The sequence below is a fragment of the Bradyrhizobium sp. 186 genome (assembly GCF_023101685.1).
In the GTDB taxonomy this organism is placed as follows: domain Bacteria; phylum Pseudomonadota; class Alphaproteobacteria; order Rhizobiales; family Xanthobacteraceae; genus Bradyrhizobium.
Map to the genome: position 1 here is coordinate 46,287 of NZ_CP082165.1, position 23,674 is coordinate 69,960.

Below are 23,674 nucleotides of genomic sequence, written 5' to 3' on the forward strand. Positions count from 1 at the left end.
CCGTGCCGAATTATCGCTATCGAGCCCTGACCCAGGCTGGCGAGATCGTGAACGGCACGATCTCCGCCCCGACTGCGGCCGAGGTGGCGCGGCGGATCGAATATCTCAAGCTTCTGCCGATCGAAACCGCCGAGGACAAGCGCGCAACCGGCGCAGCGGGGGGCCGCAGCCTGTTCGGCGGGCCGAGTGCGGCCGAGGTCACCACCTTCACGCGCGATCTCGCGCTTCTGCTCAAGGCCGGTGCGCGTCTCGACGATGCGCTGGAGCTTCTGTCTGGCGATGCCGATGTCGGCCGGATGCGTCCGGTGGTGGCCAAAATTCGCGCAGCCCTGCTCACCGGCGAGAGCTTTGCCGATGCCGTATCGGATCATCCCACTTTGTTCCCGCCGATGTATATCGCCCTGGTTCGGGTCGGTGAAATCTCGGGTACGCTCGATTCCGTGCTGGAGATGCTGGGGACCGAGCGGGCACGTTCCGAGCAGATGCGGCGGAAGCTGACCGACGCGATGCAGTATCCGGCCTTCGTGCTGGTCGCGGCATCCGGCGTGATGCTGTTCTTCCTGCTGTTCGTGCTGCCGCAATTCTCGACCGTGCTCGGCGATTTCGGCGGCAAATCGGATACGGCGCTCGCCAGCTTCATTGCGGTTTCGGATTTCCTCCGCGCCAATGCGACGGCGGCAAGCCTGATCGCTGCCGCCGCGATCGCGCTCTCATGGTGGCTGTTGCGGCAGGCGCGCGTGCGCGCCGCGCTGGTCAACGCGATCTCGCGGGTTCCGGGCATCAGCAGCGCCTTCCAGTTCTATCGCGCCAGCCTGTTCTGCCGCAATCTGGGCGTCCTGCTTGGCAGCGGCGTCAATCTCACCGCCGCGCTGCGCATTCTCGTCGACATCATGGCGGTGACCGGAAGCGAGGCGAACTGGACCGCCGCCGCCGACCGCGTCCGCCATGGCGGAAAATTATCGGAAGCACTCGCCGTGGCGGACAGCCTGCCGCCGATGGCGGTCCGCATGCTGCGGCTTGGTGAAGAGACCGGGCAGCTGCCGGTGCTCGCCGAGCGGGTCGCGGAATTCTACGAAGCAAAATTGCAGCGCAGCCTGGACCGTGTCGTTGGGATCGTCGGTCCGCTGGCGATCGTTACCATCAGCACCGTCGTCGGCGGACTAATCGTGTCGGTCATGACGGCGCTGCTCTCGGTCACGCAGCTAGTCGGTTAGAGCAGGGGTCATCGATCATGATATCGCGCAACACCATCATTGGAGCATTTTCCACGCACGTAGCGCGCGATAGAGCGCGATCGCAAAGGTCAGGGCGTTCGGGGCAGGAAGGTTTCACGCTGGTCGAGATGCTGGTGGTGATCGCGATCATCGGCCTCATCATGGGCCTGATCGGGCCGCGCGTTCTCAACTATCTCAGCGAATCCAAGGTCAAGACCGCGCGAATTCAGTTGCAGAGCTTTTCCAGCGCGCTCGACCTGTTCTATCTCGACGCGGGACGCTTCCCGTCCACGGCGGAGGGTCTTGCTGCGCTGGTCCGGCGCACGCCCGGGGTCGCCGCCTGGAACGGGCCGTACCTGAAAGGCGGCAACGTCCCGAACGATCCCTGGAATCACGCCTATCTCTATCGGTCGCCCGGCGAGCACGGGCCTTATGACATCGTCTCCTATGGATCTGACAGTCAGGAGGGCGGCAGCGGCACCTCCGCCGACATTTCGCTCGAAAAGACCACGGCTGCCAAGGACGAATGACCAGCGATGAATGACGCCACGCAGCGCGGCTTCACCCTGCTCGAGATGGTGTGCGTGCTCGCCATCATCGCGCTGCTGGCGGCCGTGCTGCTCCCGTTCATTCCGCACCAGACTTCGCGGTCGCGCTTGCAGGCCTATGCGTTGCAGACTGCGACGCTCCTGAAGGCCGATCGAAATGCCGCCATCGAGCGCAGCAGCAGCGTTGCGACGCTGGTCGATGCGGCGAGCCGCGTGATCCACTCGGGTGCGTCTCGCATGACGGTGCGAATTCCCGATGACGTGCGGTTTGATGCGGTGCTGCCGCAGAGCTGTCAGCGGCAGGCCGCACTGTCGACCATCCGTTTCTTCGCCGATGGCGGTTCCTGCGGCGGCTCCATCGCGCTGACGCGGCTCGATGCGGGATACGAGGTTCGCGTCAACTGGCTTACCGGAAGGGTTGAAATCGTTGCTCGCGACATCTCCGCCAACTGACCGCACTGATGCGGGGTTCACCATCATCGAGGTGCTGGTGGCGCTGGCGCTGGTGGCTGTCTCGATCGTCGCGATCGGCGCCGTCATGGGGGTCAAGACGCGCGGCGTGAGGGCGCTGGAGCAGCACGTGGCGCTGATGCAGGCGGTGCGCACATTGATGACGGTCGGCATTTCGCCGCGCGCGGAATTGCAGTCGGGTACATCGACGGGGCAGGCGGAGGGCTACCGCTGGACCATCGACGTCAGCCCGCTCGGTGGCGACTGGACGGTCCCCGAGGGCAATGCGCCCTGGGCCCCGGAGCTGGTGAGAATTCGCGTCAAGTCTCCAGACGGCGCATTGTCCGATATCCGCACCGTGCGCCTGATGCCGAGGTCTTCGGAATGAGCCCGGCAAGGACAGACCAGCGAACGCACGAGCGCGGATTCACGCTGATCGAGACCATCGTCGCGCTGGCGCTGATGGGGCTGTTGCTGTCGGCGCTCGCCAGCATCACGGCGCAATGGCTGCCGAGCTGGAACAGGGGGCTCGACCGGATCCAGCGCAGCGAACTGATCGGGATCGCACTGGAGCGGATCGGCGCCGATCTTGCCGCTGCGGAGTTCGTTGCCGCCAACCGCGACAGCCACAGGCCGCTGTTCGATGGATCGGAATTGTCCGTGATGTTCGTGCGAATCTCGGTAGGGCCGAATGCGGGGCCGGGGCTCGACGTGGTGCGCCTCGGCGAGACCAGGGATCGCGGCGAGTTCGTCACGGTTCGCTCGCAGACGCGATTCACCCCGCTGGCCGACGGGGTGTCGTTATCGGAACAGGTGCATCTGGGTAGCCCGGTCGTGCTGCTGCGCGCGCCCTATCGCCTGTCTTTCGCCTATGCCGGCGCCGACCGGGCATGGAAGAGCGCCTGGAGGGATGCCGACAGGCTGCCGGCGATGATCCGCCTGACGGTGCGTGACGCAGCCAGCGAGCGCGTCCTGTCCGTGTCGACCATCGCGCCGGTTCATGTCCAAATTCCGAGCGACTGCACCACGCCGGACGGCAAATGCAGCGACAAGCGCAATGCCGAAAGTGCCACGGATCAGGGGAAGACGTGATGGGCGCGACCGGCAATATCGGCCGACCGCCGGCCAATCGGGGCTTCGTCATCGTAGCTGTCCTCTGGATTCTACTGGCGCTGTCGTCGCTGGCGATCATCTTTTCGGCCTATCTCGCCGCGTCGGCGCGGGCGTTGGCGGCCAATGACATGTCGTTGCAGACCGAGGCGCTGGTGTCGGCCGGGATTGAGCTCGCCGCCTATCAGTTGACGCTGGCGGACGAGAAGGCGAGGCCGCAGCGCGGGGCGTTTCATTTCCTCCTCAACGAGGCCAGCGTCGGCGTGACGTTCACGTCAGAGGCTGGCCGTCTTGACCTGAACTACGCGTCGAAGGAGATGCTGGTCGGCCTCTTCGTCGTGCTCGGCGCCGGGAAGGATGCAGCCGCCGAATACGCCGACCGGATCGTCGGCTGGCGAACCCGTCCGGCGCCGGGCAGCGAGAATGTGGAGGCCGCACGCTACAACGCGCTCGGCTATTCGCCGCGCCAAGGGCTGTTCACTCATGTCAATGAGCTGGCGCTGGTCGCCGGCCTTCCCGAATCCCTGGTCGATCGCGCGCTGCCGTTCGTCACGGTGTTCAACGGCGGCCCGGATGTCGATCCGAAAATCGCCGCGCCCGAAATCGTCGCGGCCAGGGACAAGGCATCGGGGAACGAACGGGACGGATTCGGGTCGCGTGCGGCTTCGCCAAACGGCATCGCCGCCAGCACACAGGGCCCAAATCCGCAAGATGCGGCATCGGCGGCGCAGAGCGCCTGCTACCGGATCGCCATTTCGATCCGATTCCGGAATGGCCACCGCACCACGTCCGAGGCGGTGATCGCACTCGGTGACAAGGTCGAGCCCTATCGTGTGTTGTCCTGGCAGAACGATATCGAACCGCGAAATCCGGTTCTGCTTCGCGGGAGAGGATGATGGCAATACTTGCCGAGGCACGACAATGGTTTGAGCAATGGATCGGCGCTGTTGCGAGCACGGTTGACGTCGTCGCGGGCAGGTTCATGCGCCGGCGCCGCGTCGAGCTCGACGAAAATATCGACGGCACATTCACAGCCCGCCTCGCCGTGCCGAAGGATGGCTCGCCTTCAACTCCGGTTTCGTTCCGGCTCGATCACGATGCGCCACAGCCGCCGTTGTCAGCGGACTGGAGGGCGGCCTTCGACGGCAGCCGCATCGAGGTACGCCTGCGATCGGATCACGTCGTCAGCCGCGTGCTCGATTTCCCGAGCCAGGCAGGCGATTTCCTCGACGGCATGATCCGCGCTCAGGTCGACCGGTTGACCCCATGGACCGCCGCCGATGCGGTCTTTGGCTGGGGCGCGCCGCAGCCCACCTCGAATGACCGCATCGAGATCGCGTTCAGTGCGACCTCGGCGGCCAAGGTCGATCCGCTGATACGGTTGGCCAGGAGGCTCGGCGCCGCCTCGGTTGCGGTGTCGGCGCCGGGGGTTGGCTGCGACGGCGCCACGCAGCAGGTGACGCTGCTCGACCGGTCGCTGCGCGGCCTTGCCGGGCCAGCGGTTCCGCGCCTCCTGCGCATCGGCCTGGTCTCGACGGCCGCCGCGGCCGCGGTATCCCTGCTGCTGAACATCTATCTCGGCGGCTGGCTGCAATCGGAGCAGCAAGACCTGCTACACCGAATCTCGCAGCGGCGCGCCACGCTGCGCCTCGATGCCAATGGCGACTCGTCCGGCCTCGGCCTGCTGGCCAAGCGCAAGCAGACGACGCCGTCGAGCGTCATGGTTCTGGAAGCCATCTCGCGCGTGCTGCCCGATACGACGTATGTGACGGAGCTCCGCATCGAGGGCAACAAGGTGCAGGCAGTGGGAATGACCCAGGATGCGCCATCCCTGATTCGGCTGCTGGAGCAGTCGCCGCAATTCACCCGCGCCACGTTCTTTGCGCCGACGACCCGCGCGGCGAATGAATCGGCCGAGCGGTTCCACGTCGAGGCCAATATCACCGCCTACTTCGGGTCAGGGTCATGAGCGCAGCATCCCGATGGCTGACGGCGGTCAGCACCTCTCCACTGGTCGCTACGGCGAGCTATCTCGGCCTTTTCGTGCTGCTGCTCTTTGTCGTCATATCGTCGCTCTCGGATATCGTCGGCCTGCGCAGCGATGTTGCTGCATCGGCCGGAATGCTGGAACAACTGGAGGGGCGATCCCGGGCGAATACCGCGCCCGGTCAGCCCGCGATGCCGACCGGCTCCGCCTATCTCGAGGGGACGACCGTCACGGTTGCCGGCGCCACCTTGCTGCAACGCGTGTCGGGCGCGGTGATCAAGTCCGGCGGCAACGTGTTGTCGACCCAGCTCGACGTTCCCAACGCACCGGCCAAGGCGGGCTTTCTCAGCATGGTCGCGAGCTGCGAGATCGAGCAGGCGCAATTGCAGCAGGTGCTTTACGATCTCGAAGCCAGCATGCCGTTCCTGTTCATCGACCAACTGGTCGTGCAGCCGGTTGCCGACGACGCCGCCAAGGGCGCCGATCCCGGCAAGCTGCGCGTGCTGCTCGGCGTATCCGGACAATGGCGAGGAGCGAAATGATACGATGCTTCGCGGCGATCATCGTGCTGTGGGTGGTGTCGGTTCATGCCGCGCCGGCTGCCGTGCCTGACCGGTCCGGCGACGCGCTCGATGCCGGGCTGCTCGACGATGCCCGCCTCGGTGGACCGGTCCTGACATCGCCGCCGCCTTCCCTGACATCGGTCCGGGTGGCTCCTTCGCCGGCGCCGACGCCGCGGCCGCTCAGCGCGAATCCGTTGTGGGGCATCCCGCTCAAGACGCTGTCCAACGCGCGCGACCGGCCGGTGTTCTCGCCGTCGCGGCGACCTCCGCCCGCGGTCGTCGCGGAGCCGGAAGTCAGCAAGCCATCGCCGCCGCTGCCGCGCAAGACTGCGATCGAGCCGCCGCCGCTGTCGCTGGTCGGCACGATCGCGGGAGATGATGAAAGCTTTGGCATCTTTCTCGATCAATCGACCAAGGCCGCGCTTCGGCTCAAGGTCGGTGACGATTTTCAGGGATGGAAGCTGCGAACCATCAACGGGCGCGAAGTCACGATGGAGAAAGACGACCAGGGCGCGCTGCTCACATTGCCTCGTCCCGGCAGTGAAGACAGCGGCGATGTTCGCCTCGTTCCGGTCAGCACGGAGAACAAGCCTTTGGCCGCGCGGCATTAGACGAGATTTTGCTTCCGAACCCTAATGCCGCGGCTGGTTCAGCCCAGCCAGCTCTGAAGGGCCGGCGTCAGGAGAAGTCCGACGGCAAGGAAGGGGCCGAACGGCATCGAGGTCTGGCGCTTCATCTCGTGTCCTGCGAGTTGCAGGCCGCCGGCAACACCAAGCGCCGCGAGCGCCGCGATCAGCAGCAGGGTTGGAATTCCTGAAGCGCCGACCCAGATCGTCGCGGCGGCAAGAAACTTGACGTCGCCAAGTCCCAAGCCGTCGAAATGCCGTAAGGCGAAGTAAACACGCTGCAACAGCCAGAACAGGACGCCGACGAGGGCCGCGATCGCCATTGCACTGAAGGCGGCTGTCGCGCCTTCAATGACGGCGACGTTTGCGAGACCGAGCGCCGCGATCGCAAGATTCAGCCAATTGGGAATGATGCCGTGGCGAAGATCGATCAGCGCGACGGCGCAGCAGAGCATGCAAAGCACGCCGTAAGATCCAATAAAATAAAGAGCTTCGCGATCGATCTGCATGGTGGCGGGACAAGTGTGACGCGTGCCGACATTGTGTTGCAACAACTCGCGCGCGTTGAACAGTCAATTTTAATCGGCTAGGTGCCGCGTGATGCGTTTGCGAGATTGTGATCGCCAACGACCATAGCGAAGCAGAAAAGATGCGACAAAAAGTCCGCGCTGTCACAAATCCGCATAGGATGCCGACAATAGTTCGCTCCACTACGCGCCGCGAGCCCTTCGTGGCGGATGGGTGGGTTGACTATGCACAAGATGCGAGTGGCGGCGCGCCTTGCTTTGCTGGCAGCGTCGGTGGGCGTGCGTGCCGCAAACGCCGGCGCTCTCGAGGAAGGCGCCGAGCGCTATCAGCCGTACCTGATCGAGGGTGTTGCCAGTGCACTGGCCGGTGCGCGTGCGCTGCGCGAGCGCGCTGCTGCGGCGGATTTGCCCGGTGCAAAGAAGGCCTGGCTTTCCGGCCGTGCGGGCTGGGAACGCTCGGAAGTGTTCACCGCCGGCTTCGTCCCCGAACTCGATGCGCAGATCGACGCCTGGCCGAACGCGGATAGCGGCTTTCACGCGATCGAGGCGAAATTGTTCGGAGCAGCCAGCACTGATGTTGCCGCCGATGCAGCAAGTCTCGTCGAGCATCTGAATGATCTGCACGGCAGGCTCAAGGACATCAAGCTCACGCCCCAGGGCCTGCTGGATGGCGCGGTGCGGCTCGCCTACGAAGTCGGGGAGAGCAAGGCCGATGGTGGCGAGTCGCGCATCAGCGGCACATCGCTTGACGATATGCGCAACAACATCGCCGGCATCGATTTCGCCTATCACACAATTTTCTCTGCCGCGCTCAACACGGTGGACGGCAAGCTCGACGAGATGGTGACGAACCGGATCGAGCAACTCCAGGCAATCGTCGCCACGCCCGACCTGCCGCACGTCAACATCGCCGATCTGCGCCAGACCAGCGAGGAACTGGTCGTTGCGCTGCAGAGCGCGTCGGCAAAGCTCGGACTGCAGCGGCCGACCCTGGAGGCCCAGGCGCGATGACGTTGCTTCACCTGCGTCTGGCCGCGCTGCTCTCAGGGGTCATCGCACTGGCACTGCTCGGGCGTGCGGTGGCGTTTCCGGTTGACGGCGACACGACCGTGTTGCCTGTTGCAACCGAACTGAACGAGGATGCGCTCGACAAGCCGCGCGAGGTGTTCCAGTCCGAGCGGACCGGCAGCAAGTCCTACCTGGTGAACCTCGGCGATCTCGCCTTCAATTCGCCGGGGCTGCTCGGCGAAGTGGCGCGCCAGGCCGGCGTGAGCTGCGGCACCTGCCACGTCAATGGTGCGAACAACGCCAAGTTCTTCATGCCGAAGATGTCGAGCCGGCCCGGCACGTTCGACACCACCGGCCCATTGTTCAATCCGAAGGCGAACAATCTGACGTTCGATCCGGTGAGGATTCCGAGCCTGCGCGGCGCCCGCTATCTTGCGCCCTATGGCGCCGACGGCCGATTCGCCTCGCTGCGCGATTTCGTGCACAACGTCATCACCAACGAGTTCGGCGGAGCCGAGCCGTCGTCGGCGATGCTCGATGCGATCGTGGCCTATATTCACGACATCGACTTCTTGCCCAATCCAAGCCTGGGTCCCGCCGGACGGCTGGCCGGCAAGATCAGTGAGTCGGAACGCCGCGGCGAGATGCTGTTTTCCAGGCCGTTCCCGCACGATCCCGCGCTGAGCTGCGCAGGGTGCCATGTTCCATCATCGGGTTTTGTCGATCACCAGCAGCACGACGTCGGTTCAGGGGGTCTGTTCAAGACGCCAACCCTGCGTAACGCCGACTTCAACGCGCCGTACTTTCACGACGGCCGCTTTGGCGATTTCAACCAGGTTGTCGATTATTTCGATCGGATCTTCGAACTCGGCTTCTCGGCGCAGGACAAGGTTGATCTCGTGGCCTTTCTCGCGGCAGTGGGCGACGGCGTGCAGCCCTATGAGCGCGACGGTGCCGGCGCGACTCTAAAAGAGATCAACGACTTCTCCACGGTGCTCGCGACCGCGATTCCCGCAGGTGACAAGAACATTGTTGCGCTCGCGGTCGATACGATCGGCCGTGAACTGCGCGAGTTGACCGAGCAATACCCCGATCGCAAGAACACCAGCGTATCAGGCGGCGAGCAGCAGCGCGTTCTTGCGCGCAATGGTCTCAAGGAGCTTGTGCTCACGTTACGGCGAATCGAGATGGCTGTTGCCGCAGGACGCAACACGGATGCTGCAACCGAGTTCAGGAATTATCGCAATCTGATGGCTGCCGCAGTTCCTGCGTTGCTGGCCAGCGCCGAGCCGTGGTCACTGTTCAATCAAGAGGTGCATGACCAGCATTATGCTGCGCTTCGCCAAGTGATGCGCTCCAAGCACATTTCGCATTGAACGAGCCGCATTGAAGTGCATTTGCGATCTTCGCCGCCGCGGATCGCTGAATCAATTTGCTATTGTTAGGTGAATATTTGAATCGCGGAGTTGCAGCTCGCCGTTGCAGAGGTCTCCACAGAAATCTTTGGACGTTTCGAAATTTCTTTCGTGCTTTCACGGTGGCGAAAAACATGCGTCATATTGCCGCATTAAGCAGGGTGCGTTGCTAACCGCAAACACCTGAGGTCGACAATGAGTTTGAATTACAAAAAGCACTGGCGAACCAGCACCGCGCTCTGCATCGCGTCAACAGTGCTCGTCGCAACAGCCGCATATGCCGCTCACTATCCGGGCGGCCGCAGTGATTGGGACAAGCGTCCGCATCACAATCACCAGGCGCACGAAGATGGCGATCGTGCGAAGCATGAGAACCCTGGAAATCATGGTGATGGCGATCACGGCGACAAGGGGAAGACCGCTTCGCCGATCAAGCACGTCATCATCCTGATCGGCGAGAACCGCGGCCTCGATCACACCTTCGGTGTGTACAAGCCGAAGGGCAAGAGCCAGACCATCTCCAACCTGTTGTCGAAGGGCATCGTCAACGAGGACGGAACGCCGGGACCGAACTTTGCGCAAGCGCAGCAGTACTCGGTCGCCGGCCAGACGTCCTTCTATATCGGCGCGCCGACGATCTCGAAATCGCCCTACAACGCGACCAACCAGATGCCGCAGCCGAACACCAACGGTACGCCGACCGCGCAGAGCGACACTTTGCCCCCGTTCAAGACGATCGCCGAAGCCAGCGTTGAGAAGGACACGGATCCGAGCGAACTCGACATCCTCACGACCGGCTTCAGCGGCCTGCCGACCGGTGTGCTGGATACCCGCGTTCCTGGTGCCGGCGGTCTGAACGGACCGTTTCCGCTGCAGGGCGAGCAGATCAGCGACGACGACTACACTGGCGATTCGACCCATCGCTTCTATCAGGACTGGCAGCAGGAAGACTGCAGCGCCGCCAGCGCCACCAAGAAGAACAATTCGGGCTGCCTGAACGACCTGTTCCCGTTCGTGATGGCGACCTATTCGGCGTCCAACAAGAGCATGGCCAATTCGATGGGCTTCTACAACGCCCAGCAGGGTCAGGCCCCGATTCTGAAGATGCTCGCCGACCGCTTCACCCTGAGCGACAACTTCCACCAGTCGTTCCACGGCGGCACCGGTGCGAACCACTTCATGCTCGGTACCGGCGACGCGGCGTTCTGGAGCGACGGCAAGGGCAACCCGGTGACGCCGCCGGCCAACCTGATCGCCAACCCGAACCCGGCCGCGGGTTCGGTCAACCGCTACACCGTCGATGGCAATTGGAGCAACTGCTCGGACGTGTTCCAGCCCGGCGTGAAGCCGATCGTGACCTACCTCAACAATCTGCCGTACGCGGCGGAGCCGAACTGCAAGCCCAACCACTACTACATGCTCAACAACGTCAATCCGGGCTATCTGCCGAACGGCGCGCTGTCGGGTGGCAACAACGTCCCGCCGTCGTCGGTTCGCACGATCGGCGATGCGCTCATGGAGAAGAACATCTCCTGGGCGTTCTATGGCGGTGCGTTCAACGACGCCGTGGCGCTTTCCAACGCTGCGGTTGCAGCCAATCCGTCGAACCCGAACCTCAGCGCCGCCGCGGTCGCCGATCCGGCGCACGCGCTCGGTGTTGCCTACTGCCAGATCTGCAATCCGTTCCAGTATGCGACCTCGATCATGGCCAATCCGGCCGTGCGTCAGGCTCACATGAAGGACACTGCCGACCTGATCACGGCGATCCAGAACAACACGCTGCCTGCGGTGTCGTTCGGCAAGCCGGACGGTCTGCTCGACGGTCACCCGCAGAGCTCGAAAGTTGATCTGTTCGAGGCCTATACCCTGAATGTGCTCAACGCGCTGGACAACAATCCTGAGCTGAAGGCTGAAACCGCTGTCTTCATCACTTGGGACGAGGCCGGCGGCTACTGGGACTCCGGCTACCAGCAGTCCATCGACTTCTTTGGCGACGGACCGCGCATTCCGACCCTGATCCTTTCGCCTTATTCGACGGGCGGCAAGATCAACCACAACTACGCCGACCACGTTTCGCTGCTGAAGTTCATCGAGCGCAACTGGGCTCTTCAGCCGCTCACGAACCGCAGCCGCGACAACCTGCCGAACCCGACCTACTCGAAGAACAACGAGTACGCCCCAACCAACAGCCCGGCACTTTCTGACCTGTTCGACGCGTTCGACTTCAGCAAGCCGGTCACGTTGTCCTACACCGAGTGATCGAGCTCTCGTCCAGGACGAGGTCTTGAGTCCATCCAAAGCCGGCGCCGATGAAACCAATGGTTCGGTCGGCGCCGTCAATGTTTTGCCTGCCCACTATCTGATCGAACAGGGAAATGCGATGAAGCGCAACGAGAAGACGGGTTCGGGAAGCAGGAGCGCCGCAGCCTTCCTGCTTGCCGTTGCCGTTCTGGCTCATGCTCCGATGTCGGCCATGGCGCAGCAGTTTTCCGCCGACCTGGTTGCGAGGAAAGACGACACGGCAAACGCCATCGGAACCTTGCGGGTCTCGGACGGAAAAGCACGGATCGAGACGACCGCGTTGCCTGATGGCTTCTTCCTGATCGATACGGCCAAGCCCTCCGCCTATTTCGTCCGCCCGCGCGCACGCGTCTTCATGGACGCGAGACAATCAAGCCCGCTAACCCGGATGTTCGTCCCGGTCGATCCAGACGATCCCTGCCGGCAATGGCAGGCGATCGCGCAGTTGGCCGCGCAGGTCGATCTCGCGACGTGGCGCTGTCAGCGATATGGAGAGGAAACAATCGCAGGGCGCAACACCGATGTGTATCGAATCACGGCGTCGTCCGGTTTCGGCTTTGCCGGGTGGATCGACCGAGAGCGGAAATTCCCGGTACAAATCAAGACCTCGGATGGGACGGTGATCGCTGTCGATCACATCCGCGACGAGGCCCAGCCGGCGCAAGCCTTCGAAGTTCCCGCGAACCTGCGCAAATTTGACCCGCAAGCACTGATCCGCAGGATTCAGCAGAGCGACGTGTGGGTTGCGCCGCCGGCCTCGGAGTAGGCCGGTGGGAGTTCGCGCCTTTGCGTTACTGCGGTTGCCGGCTTGTGATCGGCAAGATCCGACCGAGCGCAGCACAGTGCGATTGGTGCACGTTGCTGTTGAACAGCGACCAGGGTTCGGCCTTTTTCGCGGGGACGGGAACGTCGAAGTGCACCAGCAGGCAAAGCTGCGATATTCCGCCATCGCCTCGTCGATCCGTCCCGCTGAGACATCGAGATCGGTGCGGCGCAGGGTGAAGACGAGGCCCCGCAACACCACTTCGATTCTAATGTTCATTGCGGTTCCGGCTTGCGTCGCTGCCCAGGCTGGTTTTTGTTTCCCGATCAGAAGACCGAGAAAGATGCTGGGATGGAAAACGCCGGCGGAGGCGCTTGACGAGTGGTTACCATGAGTGAACACAATCGATGTTGCGACAACCGTTGAATCCGCCCAGTACGCCGGCGAATGGAGTGGGGTGGACGAGGAATTTGCGCTGAGCGTCGGTCGGCGATCGGCATCAGTGCATTTTGTCGCGAGCGTTGGGTCGGTTCTCCTGATCCTCGGTGCGACTTCGGGCTTCTCGGGACGATGTCGCTGCCGGGACAGCTTCCGGTAATCGCGACGGGCGCCGTTATTTAACCGATCATGCGGGACGGCCGACATGGCGCCATGTCTCGATTAGGTTGGAGGCTGACCACCGATTGACCACCGAAACACCATGAACAAGCGGCGATAAAGGTCATCAATCACCAGCGAAGTTGACTGTTTTTATTGAGCTTTTCGGCTGCTACTTACGTTCGAGACGCAAGGGTCGCAGGTTGGCAGCCTGATCCGATGCGGCTCTCAACGGCCGAGAGGCTGTTGCGCCGCCCCGCTTTTTGAAACGTACTAAATGGTGTCAAACCGCACCTTTAACTCGTGGTTTGCCGGTAAGTCGTTGAAATCGCCGCGAATAGGACGCCCTCCGAGCGCACCAAAGGCAATAAGTGGTTGACGCGAAAAATATTTTCGCGATTCCTTTACCCTCCACATTCTTACCCACAGCGGACCTTAGTGCTTTGTTCCGCAGAGTGCTCGTTGCTCGAGTTCGTGCGATTTCGCAGAAATCGGCGGGCGCGCGTGTTCTTTGGACGTGCTGATGGACGCAATCTCAGGTCGCAGTATCTGCGTTCGCCGGCAGGCTGAACTGAAACGTGGCACCGTGGGGTAGGTTTGCCGTGGCCAACAGCCGGCCATCGTGGGCGGCCATGATCGAACGGCATATCGAGAGTCCCATACCCAGGCCGCCGGATTTGGTGGTGAAGAAGGCGTTGAACAGCCGGTCCACATTCTCGGCGGAAATCCCGACGCCGCAATCCGTCACACTTACGAGCACTTGGCGTGTCACGTCCAGGCCTGATCGGATCACCAGTTCGCGCGGCCGATCCGTGATCGATTCCATGGCTTCAATGCCATTCATCATCAAGTTAATAACCACCTGCTGCAGTTGGACCCGATCAGCCACGATCATTGGTAGAGAAGGTGCCAACTCCAGTCGCAACGACACCTGGTGGCTGATTAGCTCATGCTGCACCAGTGTGATCACCTCCCTAACGATGTCATTAACGTTGAGCGCAACCTTCTCGATGTCGGTCTTCTTCGCCAGCGCCCGGACGCGCCGGATCACCTCACTCGCGCGATTGGCGTCGTCTATGATCCATTCCACCGAGCGGCGCGCTGCGTCCAGATCGGGAGTTCCGCGATCGAGCCAGCGCAGGCAGGCCTCGGCGTTGGCGACGACGGCGGCGAGCGGCTGGTTCACTTCATGGGCGATCGAGGCGGTTAGCTCGCCCAGCATCGTCACGCGCATGACATGTGCCAGGCTCGTTAGCGTGTCACGCAACGACTCCTCGGCGTGCTTGAGCTCCGTCAGATCGAGCACGAATGCGACGCCCTGGTCCTGTCGGTCGCCGAACGTCGTCGAGCCGACCAGGACCGGTACGCGGCTGCGGTCTTTGCGAAAGTACTCTTTCTCACGCGGTTGGGCGGTTCCAACCAGCTTCAGCTCTGCCAAGGCCCGGCCGTCGGCGCCGCGCCATTCGGCCGGCGTCAGCTCCGTCCATCGGAGCCGACCCGAGACGAGATCTTCCCGGGCATATCCGACCATGTCGAGAAAGGCGTCGTTGGCATCGATGATCTGGCCCTGAAAATCCCAGATCAAGACCCCGATGATGTTCGAGTCGACCAGGCGGCGGATCCTGGCCTCCCGTTCCTGGAGATCGTTGTACAGACGGGCGTTCTCCAGCGAGATCGCCGCTTGCGACGCCAGCAGTTCCAGTACCGATATCCGGGTAGGCGTGAACACATGCGAAGCCAGGTTGTTCTCGAAATAGAGTACCCCGATCAGCTTGGACTGTTTCACGAGGGGCAGGCAAAGGACCGACCGAGCACGCTTTTGACAGAGGTACTCATCTGCCGAGAACGGATTCTGCGCCAAGGCGTCGTCAAGGATCACGCTTTCCCGCGTCCGGATCACGGTGTGGAGCACGGATTCGGGAAGCTCGGCCGGTGACTCGGCCGTCTGGCACAGCGTGACCTCAATTTGGCCGCGGCCGGTCGTCGCTTCCGCCGCGACCCGCGGCTGATCGCCCGGGAACAGGATGAGCAGGCCACGCCCGGCGCCGGCATGTTCGACCGCGATCCGCAGTAGGGTCTTAATGAGCTCGCCGAGGACGATCTCGCCGGACACCGCCTGCGAAGCCTTGACCACTGTCCCGACGTCCAACCGCCCGACCGGTGCTCCAATCGTAGTGGTCGGAGATGCAGAGACCGGTGCGTCGCGCAGATGCGGATGAAGCCGTTCGAGTTGCCACACCTTGCCATCGGCTCCCCAACGCAGATAGCCGTAGCGGGCGTCCCGCAAATACAAGCGGGAAATTTTCTCGAAGCCACGCGCCGCATAGAAGCGGGAAGCCAGTTCATTGGCGAGCGCCTCATTGTGAATAAAGCCGTTTGCGCGGGCCGAGCGTATGGCTTGTTCGTAGAGGCGCTCAGCATCGAGCTCCCGGCCTTCGATCCGAGCAATCTCGGCGCCGACCAGCGCGGCGCGGGTTTCGAAATTCTCCGGGCAATTCTCCGCCCATATTTCGAGCTGCCTGTGGTGGGCGGCCAGAGCCTCGACATCCTGTCGGTGCCGACCAGGGGACGCGGAATCGTGGGACGCCGCTTGGCAAAGCGCACCATAGAAGTGGTACTCCGCCGTTTCAAAATGTGATGGTGAAGTCCAAAGCAGCCGCTGCGCCTTTAACGAGGCATCGAGGGCGGAAGCATAGTCCTCGGCAAAGAAGCGAGCTTGCAGCTTACGGATCCAGTACCAGCACTCAGGTGCCGCCAAACTTGTGTCGCCCGCCAAGCGTCGTTCGAACTGGAGCTCATCGAATTCCTCGTCGTTGAAGGAGCCGAATTCCGGCGTCAAGCCACGAAGGGTCCGGATAAGGCCGAGCTGCGAGGTGATGACATCGATCACGAGACCGAACCGAGCCTTCCGCGCAAAGTCGAGCCCATTCTCGGCTTCACGTTGCACCTCAACGAGCGGATCTCCCGCTGCGAGAAGGTTTCTGTTCAGGCCCTGGCAGCTGTAGGCCGCAAACGTGAGGTCGCCGGTCTTGTTCGCGGCCTCGAAAGCGCGGCGCAGCAAATCACGGCCAGCCCGGACATGTTTCGTCCATGGCACGACAAGATTTCCGAAGACCATACCGGTCCTGGCCTGAAAGCGCTTCAATCCGCGTTTTTCGATCAGTTCGTAGCCGAGCCGACCGAATCTGAATCCGGCCTTGTAGTTGCCGAAGTGCGGTCCTGCTATGACGCCAAGCCATACATAGGCGAAACATGAGCCATCGCTGTTGCCGCGTTCGAGGCTGAGATTAACCATCCGACAAATGGCCAACGAGAGAAAGTTCGCATCCGTAAACAATGCCGGTGGCACGACCCTCGTGAGAAGATCCAGAGTTGCAAGGGATTCCGGGTCGCTCATCAAGGGCAGATCGATGAGCTCCTCGATTTCGCGGGTCCCAAGCTGTGACCAAATCCGCTCGTATTCTCGTCGCACTTCCTCGTCTGTCGGATGCGGCGACCATTCGACGCCCAGATGCCGAAGGTAAGCAAGACAAACGGCGATTGCGCGGTCGCTCTGATCGAGGGTCGTGTACAGATCCACGCGCAAGCATGCTAAGGTCGATTGGTCGACTGTCTTTGCGGGGCGGGATGAAAGCATGGTCAAGCGCCCTTCGGCGGCAGCAAGTTCTCCAGTTAGGAACTCGCACTCGGCTCGGTGCAGCTCCAGCCGGGAGATGAGCTCCGGCCGGCGTTCCCAGCCATCTTCCGCTAACACTGCCGCCGCAGCGGTGAGATACATGAGTGCTGAGGCGTAGGCCGTAGAAGCCTTGGCACGCTGGCCCGCGATCAGATTGAACTCAGCAAGTTGCTCGCGTTCCTCTCGTGAAGTTATCAAGGCCGCGCCGCGGTTGATCTGATTGACGATCTCGAAGATCGCCTCGTCCCGTCTCTCTGGGTGAGTGTGCGATATGAGGAGCCTCCCTATTCGGAGATGGGCCTCAGCGCGTATTCCTTCCGGAACCAGGGAATAGGCTGCTTCCTGGATGCGGTCGTGCACAAATCTATAGGACCCGTCCAAACGCGCGATGAATTCGAGGCGGACAGCCTCCCACAGATCCGACCGGACCTCCTCCTCCGATCGCCCATGAACGATGGAAAGCGTCTTGATCTCGGCGCTGTTTCCAAGGCAGGCAAGCATCTTCAGTGTTTCCTGGGTGGCGGCCGGCAACCGCTCCAGCTTGCTGACCATGAGGTCGACGACGTTGTCCGTGAAGCCCCTGGCCTTGATGCGGTCCAGATCCCAGGTCCAGATCGCCTCGTGCGCGTCGAGTACGAGGAGGTCCTCCTCGTAGAGCGCCGTCAGAAACTGGATCGCGAAAAGCGGGTTGCCCAGCGTTTTTTGGTGTGCCAGGCGCGCGAGCGGCTCGGCGGCCGAGTGTCCGCAGCGCAGTGTGTCCGCCACGAAATTGGTTAGGTCGTCGAGCGAGAGCGGGGCGAGCTGGATGTCGCGCACAGTTGCGGTCGTCTTGCGAATGGCATCGAGTGTCCGCATGAGGGGGTGAGCTGCGCCGACCTCGTTGTCCCGAAATGCCCCGATCAGGAGAAGATAGCGGACTTCACCGTGGGTCACGAGGTATTCGAGAAGTTTGAGGGTGGCTGAGTCCATCCACTGGAGATCGTCGAGAAAGAGGGCGAGCGGATGTTCCTTCCGGGCAAACGCGCCCAGGAAGGAACTGAACACCATATGAAATCGATTCTCCTCTAGCTGCGGCGGGAGTTGCGGAATTGATGGCTGCTCGCCAATGAGCCACCGAAGTTCTGGTATGAGGTTCACGACGAGTTGCCCATTTGGGTCCACGGCCTCCCGAATGATCTCGCGCCAACGGTCGGTCTCCTCGTCGCTCTTGCCGAGGATGTGGCGTATCAGGGCCTGGAATGCCTGGGCGAGCGTTGCATAGGGTATGTCGCGCTTGTGCTGGTCGAACTTGCCGGACGCGAACTGGCCACGCGGCGGGACGAGCGCCTTGTGCAACTCGTTCACCACTGAGGACTTGCCGATCCCGGAATAGCCGGAGACGAGCACGAGCTCCGAGGTGCCGTTCGCCACGACCCTCCCGAAGGACGCGAGCAGAGTGTCGATCTCGCGCTCCCGGCCGTAGAGCTTCTCCGGGATCAGCAGCCGGTCCGATATGTCGTCAGCGCCGAGCAGGAACGGATCGATGCGGCCACGCGACTCCCACTCCGCCGAACAGCGCCGGAGATCGGCCTCGACACCAGCGGCTGTCTGGTAGCGCTCCTCGGCGGTTTTGGAGAGGAGCTTCATCACAATAGCCGAGAGCGGCCCCGGGATACCCGCGTCCCGCTCGCTGGGCGGCACCGGTTGACGCGCGATGTGGCAGTGCACCCACTCCATCGGATCGGTGGCGGTGAAGGGGAGCTGCCCCGTCAACATCTCGTAAAAGGTGACACCGAGAGCATAGAGATCGCTACGGGAATCCACCGAGCGGTTCATCCTGCCAGTTTGTTCCGGCGCCATGTAGGCGAGCGTCCCCGCGATTACCTCCGGCGGCCCAGGGTCCTGGTGCTCGCGCGGCAGACGCGAGGCAATGCCGAACCCCGTCAGCCATACGCCACCGCTTGCTGCGTCCACCAGGATATTTGCCGGTTTGATGTCCTTATGGATGAGGCCTTGCTCATGCACTTGGCGGAGCACTCCCGCGAGAGGGATCGCTATGCGCAGGAATGGTAATACGTCCAGTGGTCGGCCAAGCAGCCGATCGACCGGCGCACCGCCGGGATCCTCGAGAACCAGGGTCAAGCGATCGTTGTAGTGCGTCAGCGCGACTGGTCGCGCTGCCCAGGCAGCATCAAGTTCGGCTTTCAGCGCATATTCGTGTTCAAGTCGCTCGACGCAAGCGAGCGATGCCTCTTCCGCGGTAGCAAGCAGGATCGGCGCCAAGCCGTCGCCGGAGCCGCGGTAGAGAGCGATGTCTCCCTCTCTCAGCGGCGAGAGCACGTAGCCCGAGAGCTGCTTCACGAGGGCCTCCCGTCAGGAGGACTGCTTCAGTGACACCGATTAGGTTACGATTGCTCTCGGCCGTCAATCCAAAACAGACGCCAAAATGTGATCGTACCACGTTCGGTGTCATGTCACGGCTAGACGATGACCGGAACCCCGCCAGCCTTTTGCTCATAAACGCCGAGATGCCCGTCGAGGAAAAATGCGCGGACAAGCGATCGATCATCAATCAATGGACTTCCGGGGTTGCCTACCCGGCTCGGGCGCAAATCGAGGGCGGGTTTGGCGAAATCTTCAAGGATATGACGAAGGATGTCGTTTTTCTGGGCCTCAGCGCGTAATACAGCGGCGTTTGGATTGAAGCATTCCGTGGGCTCGCCAGCAGCAATGCCATCATCGGCGGCGACGAACGGCAGCGCGACGTAATAGGTGACCTCGGCCATGGCCTGAATCCAACTACTTGACCCGACAGTTAAATTATGTTCTCTATATGTTCTATTGTCAATCGGAGCATCGGCCCCTTCGAACTGGCCATCCTCCCAATTGGGCCGTCATGGCAGATCAGATCGTCATCTCGGAGAAAACCAGCCAGGCTAAAGACGTCCGTGCCGCCATTGGTTCTCGCTACGGCGATGTTCTCCCAGCTGAGGGCCATTTGTTTGATCTCCTTGAACCGGAGGACGTTGTCCCGGCTTGGAAGCGATGGTCCCCGATACTTTTACGGCCTGAAGGTCTTTACGGAACGCGCCCGGCAGAGGGTGGCAACAAGGCGGCCAAGCTTAAGGTCATTCGCGAGGCGTTACGCACAGCCAAACGGGTTTGGCTTGCAACCGATTGCGACCGCGAGGGCCAGCTGATCGGTCAGGAAATTCTTGAGCATTACGAGTATCGCGGCGAGGTGATGCGGGTGCTGTTCACCGCACAGGATTCGCAGACCATCCGCGACGCATTCGGCCGAGCAAAACCTAATATCGAATACTCCCGCCTTTACGCCGCCGCCGTCGCGCGTCGGCAGGCCGACCAGATTTACAACCTGTCGCTGACACGCACCGCAACAGTCATTCTGGGACAAGGCGCGCGGAGAGTGATTGGCGTCGGCCGCGTAAAGACGCCGACATTGGCCATTGTATGCAAGCGCGAGTTGGAAATTCGAAACTTCGCGCCGATTGCCTATTTTGAAATTGTCGCCACCGCGAAAGTGGCGGGCGGGCAATTCCAGATGCGGCACGCGCAGCAAGACCGAATTGTTAAGCGCGAGATCGCCCAGGACGTAGTCAAAGCGGCTGAAGGCTTCGAGGGCGCGCTTGCCGTGCGTGACGAAGATAAGCGGCAAGGGCCACCGAAGCTGCACGATTTGCCTTCGCTGCAGAAACTCTGCGGCTCGCGCTTCGGTTGGTCGGCCAGCAAAACGCTCGAAGTGGCGCAGGAGCTCTATGACGGCCAGGGCAAGAAGATTGTCACCTATCCTCGCGCAGAGGTGCGCTATCTGCCGCAGAGCTTGATATCGGACGTACCGCGAATCATAGCCGGACTTCGGGTGGGCCAATCGTTCGGCGCGATCCCTGTATCCGAGCCGCCGGTAATTCGTAGGGGCGCGAGCGGTACCTTCTATGACAAGGGGCTGGAGGGTGCGAGCCACCACGCCGTCATCCCCAATGTCAACACAATCGACAAGCTGCCAGAGGTCTGGCCTCGTCTGTCATCTGACGAGAAGAAACTGTTTGATGTGATAGCGCGGGCCTATATGGCGGCCCTCATGCCCGATTTCCGTTACCGGCAAACAACCGCAACGCTCGATGTGCGCGGCTTCGAATTCCGCGCAGCCGGTCGCCAGCCCATTGATCTCGGCTGGCGAGCAGCATTCCCGGAGTGGCAACCCGCCGACGAAAAGGGCGATGAGGCGCAATTGCTGCCGCCGCTGCGCAACGGCGAGACCGCGCTACTGCAAGATCCAAAAATTGAAAACAAGGAGACCCGGCCGCCGCCGCGTTACAACGAAGGCACTCTGATCGAGGCTATGCAGAATGCCTGGCGTTTTGTTGATGACGAGGTTCTGCGGGATCGCTTGAAGGAAGCCAAGGGTATTGGCACTCCTGCGACCCGAGCCGAGATCATCGGCGGGCTGAAGAAGCAGGGTTTCCTGATTGCCCAAGGAAAGAATATTGTGCCGACCGAGACCGGCCTGTCGTTGTTCGGCGTTCTCAAACAAGCCGATCCGGCTCTAGTCGATCCTGGCGTGACGGCGCAACTTGAATGCCTGCTCGACGATGTCGTTGTAGGCAAACAGGAGATGGTCGGCGCGATTGACGCCGTATGCGATGTCGCTGAGCGCATTATCAACAAGCTGAAGGAGGGTGCTACCGCGGGGGGACCTTCCTTGCTTGGCGGTGCAGGGGACAATGGCACAGAAACGTATCCACCGACGCCTGCGATGAAACGCTTTGCTGACAGCCTTGTCCGGCAGAAAAGAATCAAACCACCGCCCAGTTACTAAACTTCGATATCGATCTGCCGCAAATTCCTTAGCGAACACGCGCCTAAAAAGTCCGACGGCGAAACGGCCGGTAAGCTCGACTCCAAACCGGTAAGTCCTGCACAATTGTTGTACGCCAAGAAGCTGGCGCAGGGGAAAGGTCTCATCATCCCCGATGATGCGCGGACCAACTCGGCCGCGATGTCCGCGTGGATCGATGCAAATCGAGTCAGAAAACGCCGCAAGGTTAATCGCAAAGCCTCCAACAGGCCGGTAGGGTCGGTTGCATCCCAGGCTGCGCCGCCGAAGAGGTTTCGAAAGCAAAAAGTTGACACCAATGCCGCTTCGATAGCTCCCGCGCCAGCAAACTCAATCAGGACGCCGCTGAGGATTCCTTATGGGAATAAGGAGGTCGCGCTGAAGCTCGGTGCCCGTTATGGCTCAGAGGGATGGTATGCCCCGCCTGGAGTTGATCTTTCTGCATTCGGCGAACGGGGGTGGCTGCTTTAGGTGGCGGGACGAAGACCGCACTACTTGCAGTCTGAGCCTGACGCGCCCTAAAGCGAACAAATTCTAGCCCGCTCGCGATAGCGTGACGACGTTGTCACCTTCCACGGCAGTTGCGGTAATGTGGTCGGCCCACCACTGCATCATTCGCCGACGATCAGGCATCCACTCTGCAGCGTTGTAGGCGCGCCGCACTTCGTTTCTTTCAACGTGCGCAAGCTGGCGTTCAATCCAGTCACGGTTGAACAGATTGCTCTCATTTAAAATGGTGGAAGCCACGCCTCGGAAGCCATGCGTAGTTGCCCGGCCGTGATATCCCATCCGATAGAGTGCATAGAGCATCGTGTTGCTGGACATGCATCCCTCCTTGCCCGGCGATGGAAAAATATTGGGACTACTGCCCGAGAGGGCGCGCAGTTCGCGCAACACGGCGACTGCTTGGCGTGACAGAGGCACCAGGTGTTCCAGTCGCATTTTCATGCGTTCGGCGGGAATGCGCCACTGAGCGGATTTTCCATCAAGGTCCTCCAACTCGCTCCATTTGCCAGCGCGCAATTCGGTTGTCCGAAGAAACGTTAAGGTCACGAGCTTCAATGCAAGTTTGGTTTGCTGCTCGCCACTGTAGGTCTCTAAGTTTTTCAAGAACGTCGGTAACTCCAGAAGTGGCATCGCTCTGTGACGCTGCGGTTCCCCTGTAGCCCGTAATGCGTCCTTGAGATCGGCGGATGGATCCCGCTTCGCTCGGCCCGTCACAATTGCGAAGCGGAATATCTGGCCGATAAGCTGCTTTAATCGTCGCGCGGTTTCGTTCACCCCGCGCTTCTCAACCTTGCGCAGCATATCGAGCAGTTCTGCTGGTTCGAGTTCGGCAACCGGACGCCGCCCAATCGTTGGGAAGACATCCGCCTCCAGACGCCGGAGGATTTGGCCCGCGTAGTAGGGCGTCCGAGCGCCTTTCCAGTTTTCGTGCCATTCGCGTGCGACCGCTTCGAAGGTATTGCCAGCGGCAACCTTGGCGGCCCGTTTACGCTCACGTTTCACTATGGAAGGATCGACGTTCGCAGCTAGACTGCGCTTGGCGTCGTCGCGCGCTGCACGCGCCTCGACAAGCCCAACGGCCGGATAGACGCCGAGCGCAAGCGTGCGTTGCTTGCCATGCCACCGATACGCCAAGCGCCAGTACTTAGCTCCGTCTGCATTGACCAATAGGTGCAAGCCGCCGCCATCGGAGAGCTTATGTGGCTTGATTTTTCCCTTCGCGTTTCGGCACTTCACATCTGTTAACGGCATGTTGGTATCTCGCATTTGGCATCAATATCCTACCAACAGACATACCAACAAAATCATCGGATGTCAGCACACGAAGGAGGGACATTCACGGACGTAGATGGATCAGGATATCACTGCAAAACAGGGATTATTGTCCAGTTCGGCGGACAGTGGCGGACGCTTGCGGATGTCTGCGGATCATCAGTATGGTGGGCCCGGCAGGACTCGAACCTGCAACCAGACCGTTATGAGCGGTGGAAACTCGCAGTAATCCCACTAGAAGTGCCCATTTTCATTGAATTTTGACGACGTTCGTTT

General features: G+C 61.6%; 18 protein-coding genes and 1 tRNA gene. 14 read left to right on the forward strand and 5 right to left on the reverse strand.

All coding sequences use genetic code 11. From position 1 onward, the window contains the following. Positions 1 to 2: 2 nt before the first annotated feature. From IVB18_RS49985 to IVB18_RS50025, 9 genes are read left to right on the forward strand one after another with little or no spacing between them, the layout of a single operon-like run. On the forward strand, positions 3 to 1,214 hold the full coding sequence (locus IVB18_RS49985; RefSeq protein WP_247992148.1) for a type II secretion system F family protein: 1,212 nt from the start codon (positions 3 to 5) through the stop codon (positions 1,212 to 1,214). Between the two features lie 17 nt (positions 1,215 to 1,231). After that, a complete protein-coding gene (gspG, locus tag IVB18_RS49990; RefSeq protein WP_247992149.1) occupies positions 1,232 to 1,744 on the forward strand; it encodes a type II secretion system major pseudopilin GspG in 513 nt (170 codons plus the stop codon). Positions 1,745 to 1,750: 6 nt separating this feature from the next. After that, a complete protein-coding gene (locus tag IVB18_RS49995) occupies positions 1,751 to 2,215 on the forward strand; it encodes a type II secretion system protein (RefSeq protein WP_247992150.1) in 465 nt (154 codons plus the stop codon). Continuing rightward, the gene (locus tag IVB18_RS50000; protein WP_247992151.1) at positions 2,190 to 2,600 is read left to right on the forward strand and encodes a prepilin-type N-terminal cleavage/methylation domain-containing protein; all 411 of its coding nucleotides are present in this window, start codon (positions 2,190 to 2,192) and stop codon (positions 2,598 to 2,600) included. The genes IVB18_RS49995 and IVB18_RS50000 overlap by 26 nt, the downstream gene beginning before the upstream one ends. Then, a complete protein-coding gene (locus IVB18_RS50005) occupies positions 2,597 to 3,304 on the forward strand; it encodes a prepilin-type N-terminal cleavage/methylation domain-containing protein (protein WP_247992152.1) in 708 nt (235 codons plus the stop codon). The genes IVB18_RS50000 and IVB18_RS50005 overlap by 4 nt, the downstream gene beginning before the upstream one ends. Continuing rightward, on the forward strand, positions 3,304 to 4,218 hold the full coding sequence (locus IVB18_RS50010; RefSeq protein ID WP_247992153.1) for a type II secretion system protein GspK: 915 nt from the start codon (positions 3,304 to 3,306) through the stop codon (positions 4,216 to 4,218). The genes IVB18_RS50005 and IVB18_RS50010 overlap by 1 nt, the downstream gene beginning before the upstream one ends. Beyond that, on the forward strand, positions 4,218 to 5,291 hold the full coding sequence (locus IVB18_RS50015) for a PilN domain-containing protein (protein ID WP_247992154.1): 1,074 nt from the start codon (positions 4,218 to 4,220) through the stop codon (positions 5,289 to 5,291). The genes IVB18_RS50010 and IVB18_RS50015 overlap by 1 nt, the downstream gene beginning before the upstream one ends. Continuing rightward, positions 5,288 to 5,851: a type II secretion system protein GspM gene (gspM, locus tag IVB18_RS50020; RefSeq protein WP_247992155.1), complete on the forward strand. Its 564-nt coding sequence runs from the start codon at positions 5,288 to 5,290 to the stop codon at positions 5,849 to 5,851. Before IVB18_RS50015 ends, gspM begins: the two co-directional genes overlap by 4 nt. Then, complete coding sequence (locus IVB18_RS50025; RefSeq protein WP_247992156.1) at positions 5,848 to 6,483, forward strand: hypothetical protein; 636 nt, start codon at positions 5,848 to 5,850, stop codon at positions 6,481 to 6,483. Before gspM ends, IVB18_RS50025 begins: the two co-directional genes overlap by 4 nt. A gap of 38 nt (positions 6,484 to 6,521) precedes the next feature. On the opposite strand, the gene IVB18_RS50030 is transcribed toward IVB18_RS50025, so the two are convergent. Then, complete coding sequence (locus IVB18_RS50030; protein ID WP_247992157.1) at positions 6,522 to 7,052, reverse strand: A24 family peptidase; 531 nt, start codon at positions 7,050 to 7,052, stop codon at positions 6,522 to 6,524. A gap of 198 nt (positions 7,053 to 7,250) precedes the next feature. Between IVB18_RS50030 and IVB18_RS50035 the strand changes: the two genes are divergently transcribed. From IVB18_RS50035 to IVB18_RS50050, 4 genes are all read left to right on the forward strand, one after another. After that, the gene (locus IVB18_RS50035) at positions 7,251 to 8,036 is read left to right on the forward strand and encodes an EfeM/EfeO family lipoprotein (RefSeq protein WP_247992158.1); all 786 of its coding nucleotides are present in this window, start codon (positions 7,251 to 7,253) and stop codon (positions 8,034 to 8,036) included. After that, complete coding sequence (locus IVB18_RS50040) at positions 8,033 to 9,409, forward strand: cytochrome c peroxidase (RefSeq protein WP_247992159.1); 1,377 nt, start codon at positions 8,033 to 8,035, stop codon at positions 9,407 to 9,409. Before IVB18_RS50035 ends, IVB18_RS50040 begins: the two co-directional genes overlap by 4 nt. Positions 9,410 to 9,643: 234 nt before the next feature. Continuing rightward, positions 9,644 to 11,707 (forward strand): alkaline phosphatase family protein, encoded by a 2,064-nt coding sequence (locus IVB18_RS50045; RefSeq protein WP_247992160.1) that lies wholly within the window; start codon positions 9,644 to 9,646, stop codon positions 11,705 to 11,707. Positions 11,708 to 11,732: 25 nt separating this feature from the next. Continuing rightward, positions 11,733 to 12,515, forward strand: coding sequence for a hypothetical protein (locus tag IVB18_RS50050; protein ID WP_247992161.1), 783 nt, complete (start codon positions 11,733 to 11,735; stop codon positions 12,513 to 12,515). Positions 12,516 to 13,644: 1,129 nt separating this feature from the next. On the opposite strand, the gene IVB18_RS50055 is transcribed toward IVB18_RS50050, so the two are convergent. Together IVB18_RS50055 and IVB18_RS50060 are read right to left on the reverse strand one after the other, a co-directional pair. After that, positions 13,645 to 19,077, reverse strand: a complete 5,433-nt coding sequence (locus IVB18_RS50055; protein WP_247992260.1) for a trifunctional serine/threonine-protein kinase/ATP-binding protein/sensor histidine kinase — start codon at positions 19,075 to 19,077, stop codon at positions 13,645 to 13,647. Positions 19,078 to 19,244: 167 nt separating this feature from the next. Beyond that, complete coding sequence (locus tag IVB18_RS50060) at positions 19,245 to 19,550, reverse strand: hypothetical protein (RefSeq protein ID WP_247992162.1); 306 nt, start codon at positions 19,548 to 19,550, stop codon at positions 19,245 to 19,247. A 110-nt stretch (positions 19,551 to 19,660) separates the two neighbouring features. Here IVB18_RS50060 and IVB18_RS50065 point away from each other — a divergent pair, with 110 nt between their 5' ends. Next, positions 19,661 to 21,601, forward strand: a complete 1,941-nt coding sequence (locus IVB18_RS50065; RefSeq protein ID WP_247992163.1) for a DNA topoisomerase — start codon at positions 19,661 to 19,663, stop codon at positions 21,599 to 21,601. A gap of 552 nt (positions 21,602 to 22,153) precedes the next feature. Here IVB18_RS50065 and IVB18_RS50075 read toward each other — a convergent pair. Both IVB18_RS50075 and IVB18_RS50080 read right to left on the reverse strand, forming a co-directional pair. Continuing rightward, positions 22,154 to 23,377, reverse strand: coding sequence for an integrase arm-type DNA-binding domain-containing protein (locus IVB18_RS50075; RefSeq protein WP_247992262.1), 1,224 nt, complete (start codon positions 23,375 to 23,377; stop codon positions 22,154 to 22,156). A 186-nt stretch (positions 23,378 to 23,563) separates the two neighbouring features. Next, positions 23,564 to 23,644 (reverse strand) — tRNA-Ser (locus IVB18_RS50080). Between the last annotated feature and the right edge of the window lie 30 nt (positions 23,645 to 23,674).

Coding starts and splice junctions, on each gene's coding strand:
- IVB18_RS50035 (WP_247992158.1), top strand. CDS start 7,251: ATGCACAAGATGCGAGTGGCGGCGCGCCTTGCTTTGCTGGCAGCGTCG.
- gspM (WP_247992155.1), top strand. CDS start 5,288: ATGAGCGCAGCATCCCGATGGCTGACGGCGGTCAGCACCTCTCCACTG.
- gspG (WP_247992149.1), top strand. CDS start 1,232: ATGATATCGCGCAACACCATCATTGGAGCATTTTCCACGCACGTAGCG.
- IVB18_RS49995 (WP_247992150.1), top strand. CDS start 1,751: ATGAATGACGCCACGCAGCGCGGCTTCACCCTGCTCGAGATGGTGTGC.
- IVB18_RS50040 (WP_247992159.1), top strand. CDS start 8,033: ATGACGTTGCTTCACCTGCGTCTGGCCGCGCTGCTCTCAGGGGTCATC.
- IVB18_RS50065 (WP_247992163.1), top strand. CDS start 19,661: ATGGCAGATCAGATCGTCATCTCGGAGAAAACCAGCCAGGCTAAAGAC.
- IVB18_RS50060 (WP_247992162.1), bottom strand. CDS start 19,550: ATGGCCGAGGTCACCTATTACGTCGCGCTGCCGTTCGTCGCCGCCGAT.
- IVB18_RS50010 (WP_247992153.1), top strand. CDS start 3,304: ATGGGCGCGACCGGCAATATCGGCCGACCGCCGGCCAATCGGGGCTTC.
- IVB18_RS50005 (WP_247992152.1), top strand. CDS start 2,597: ATGAGCCCGGCAAGGACAGACCAGCGAACGCACGAGCGCGGATTCACG.
- IVB18_RS50075 (WP_247992262.1), bottom strand. CDS start 23,377: ATGCCGTTAACAGATGTGAAGTGCCGAAACGCGAAGGGAAAAATCAAG.
- IVB18_RS50015 (WP_247992154.1), top strand. CDS start 4,218: ATGGCAATACTTGCCGAGGCACGACAATGGTTTGAGCAATGGATCGGC.
- IVB18_RS50045 (WP_247992160.1), top strand. CDS start 9,644: ATGAGTTTGAATTACAAAAAGCACTGGCGAACCAGCACCGCGCTCTGC.
- IVB18_RS50025 (WP_247992156.1), top strand. CDS start 5,848: ATGATACGATGCTTCGCGGCGATCATCGTGCTGTGGGTGGTGTCGGTT.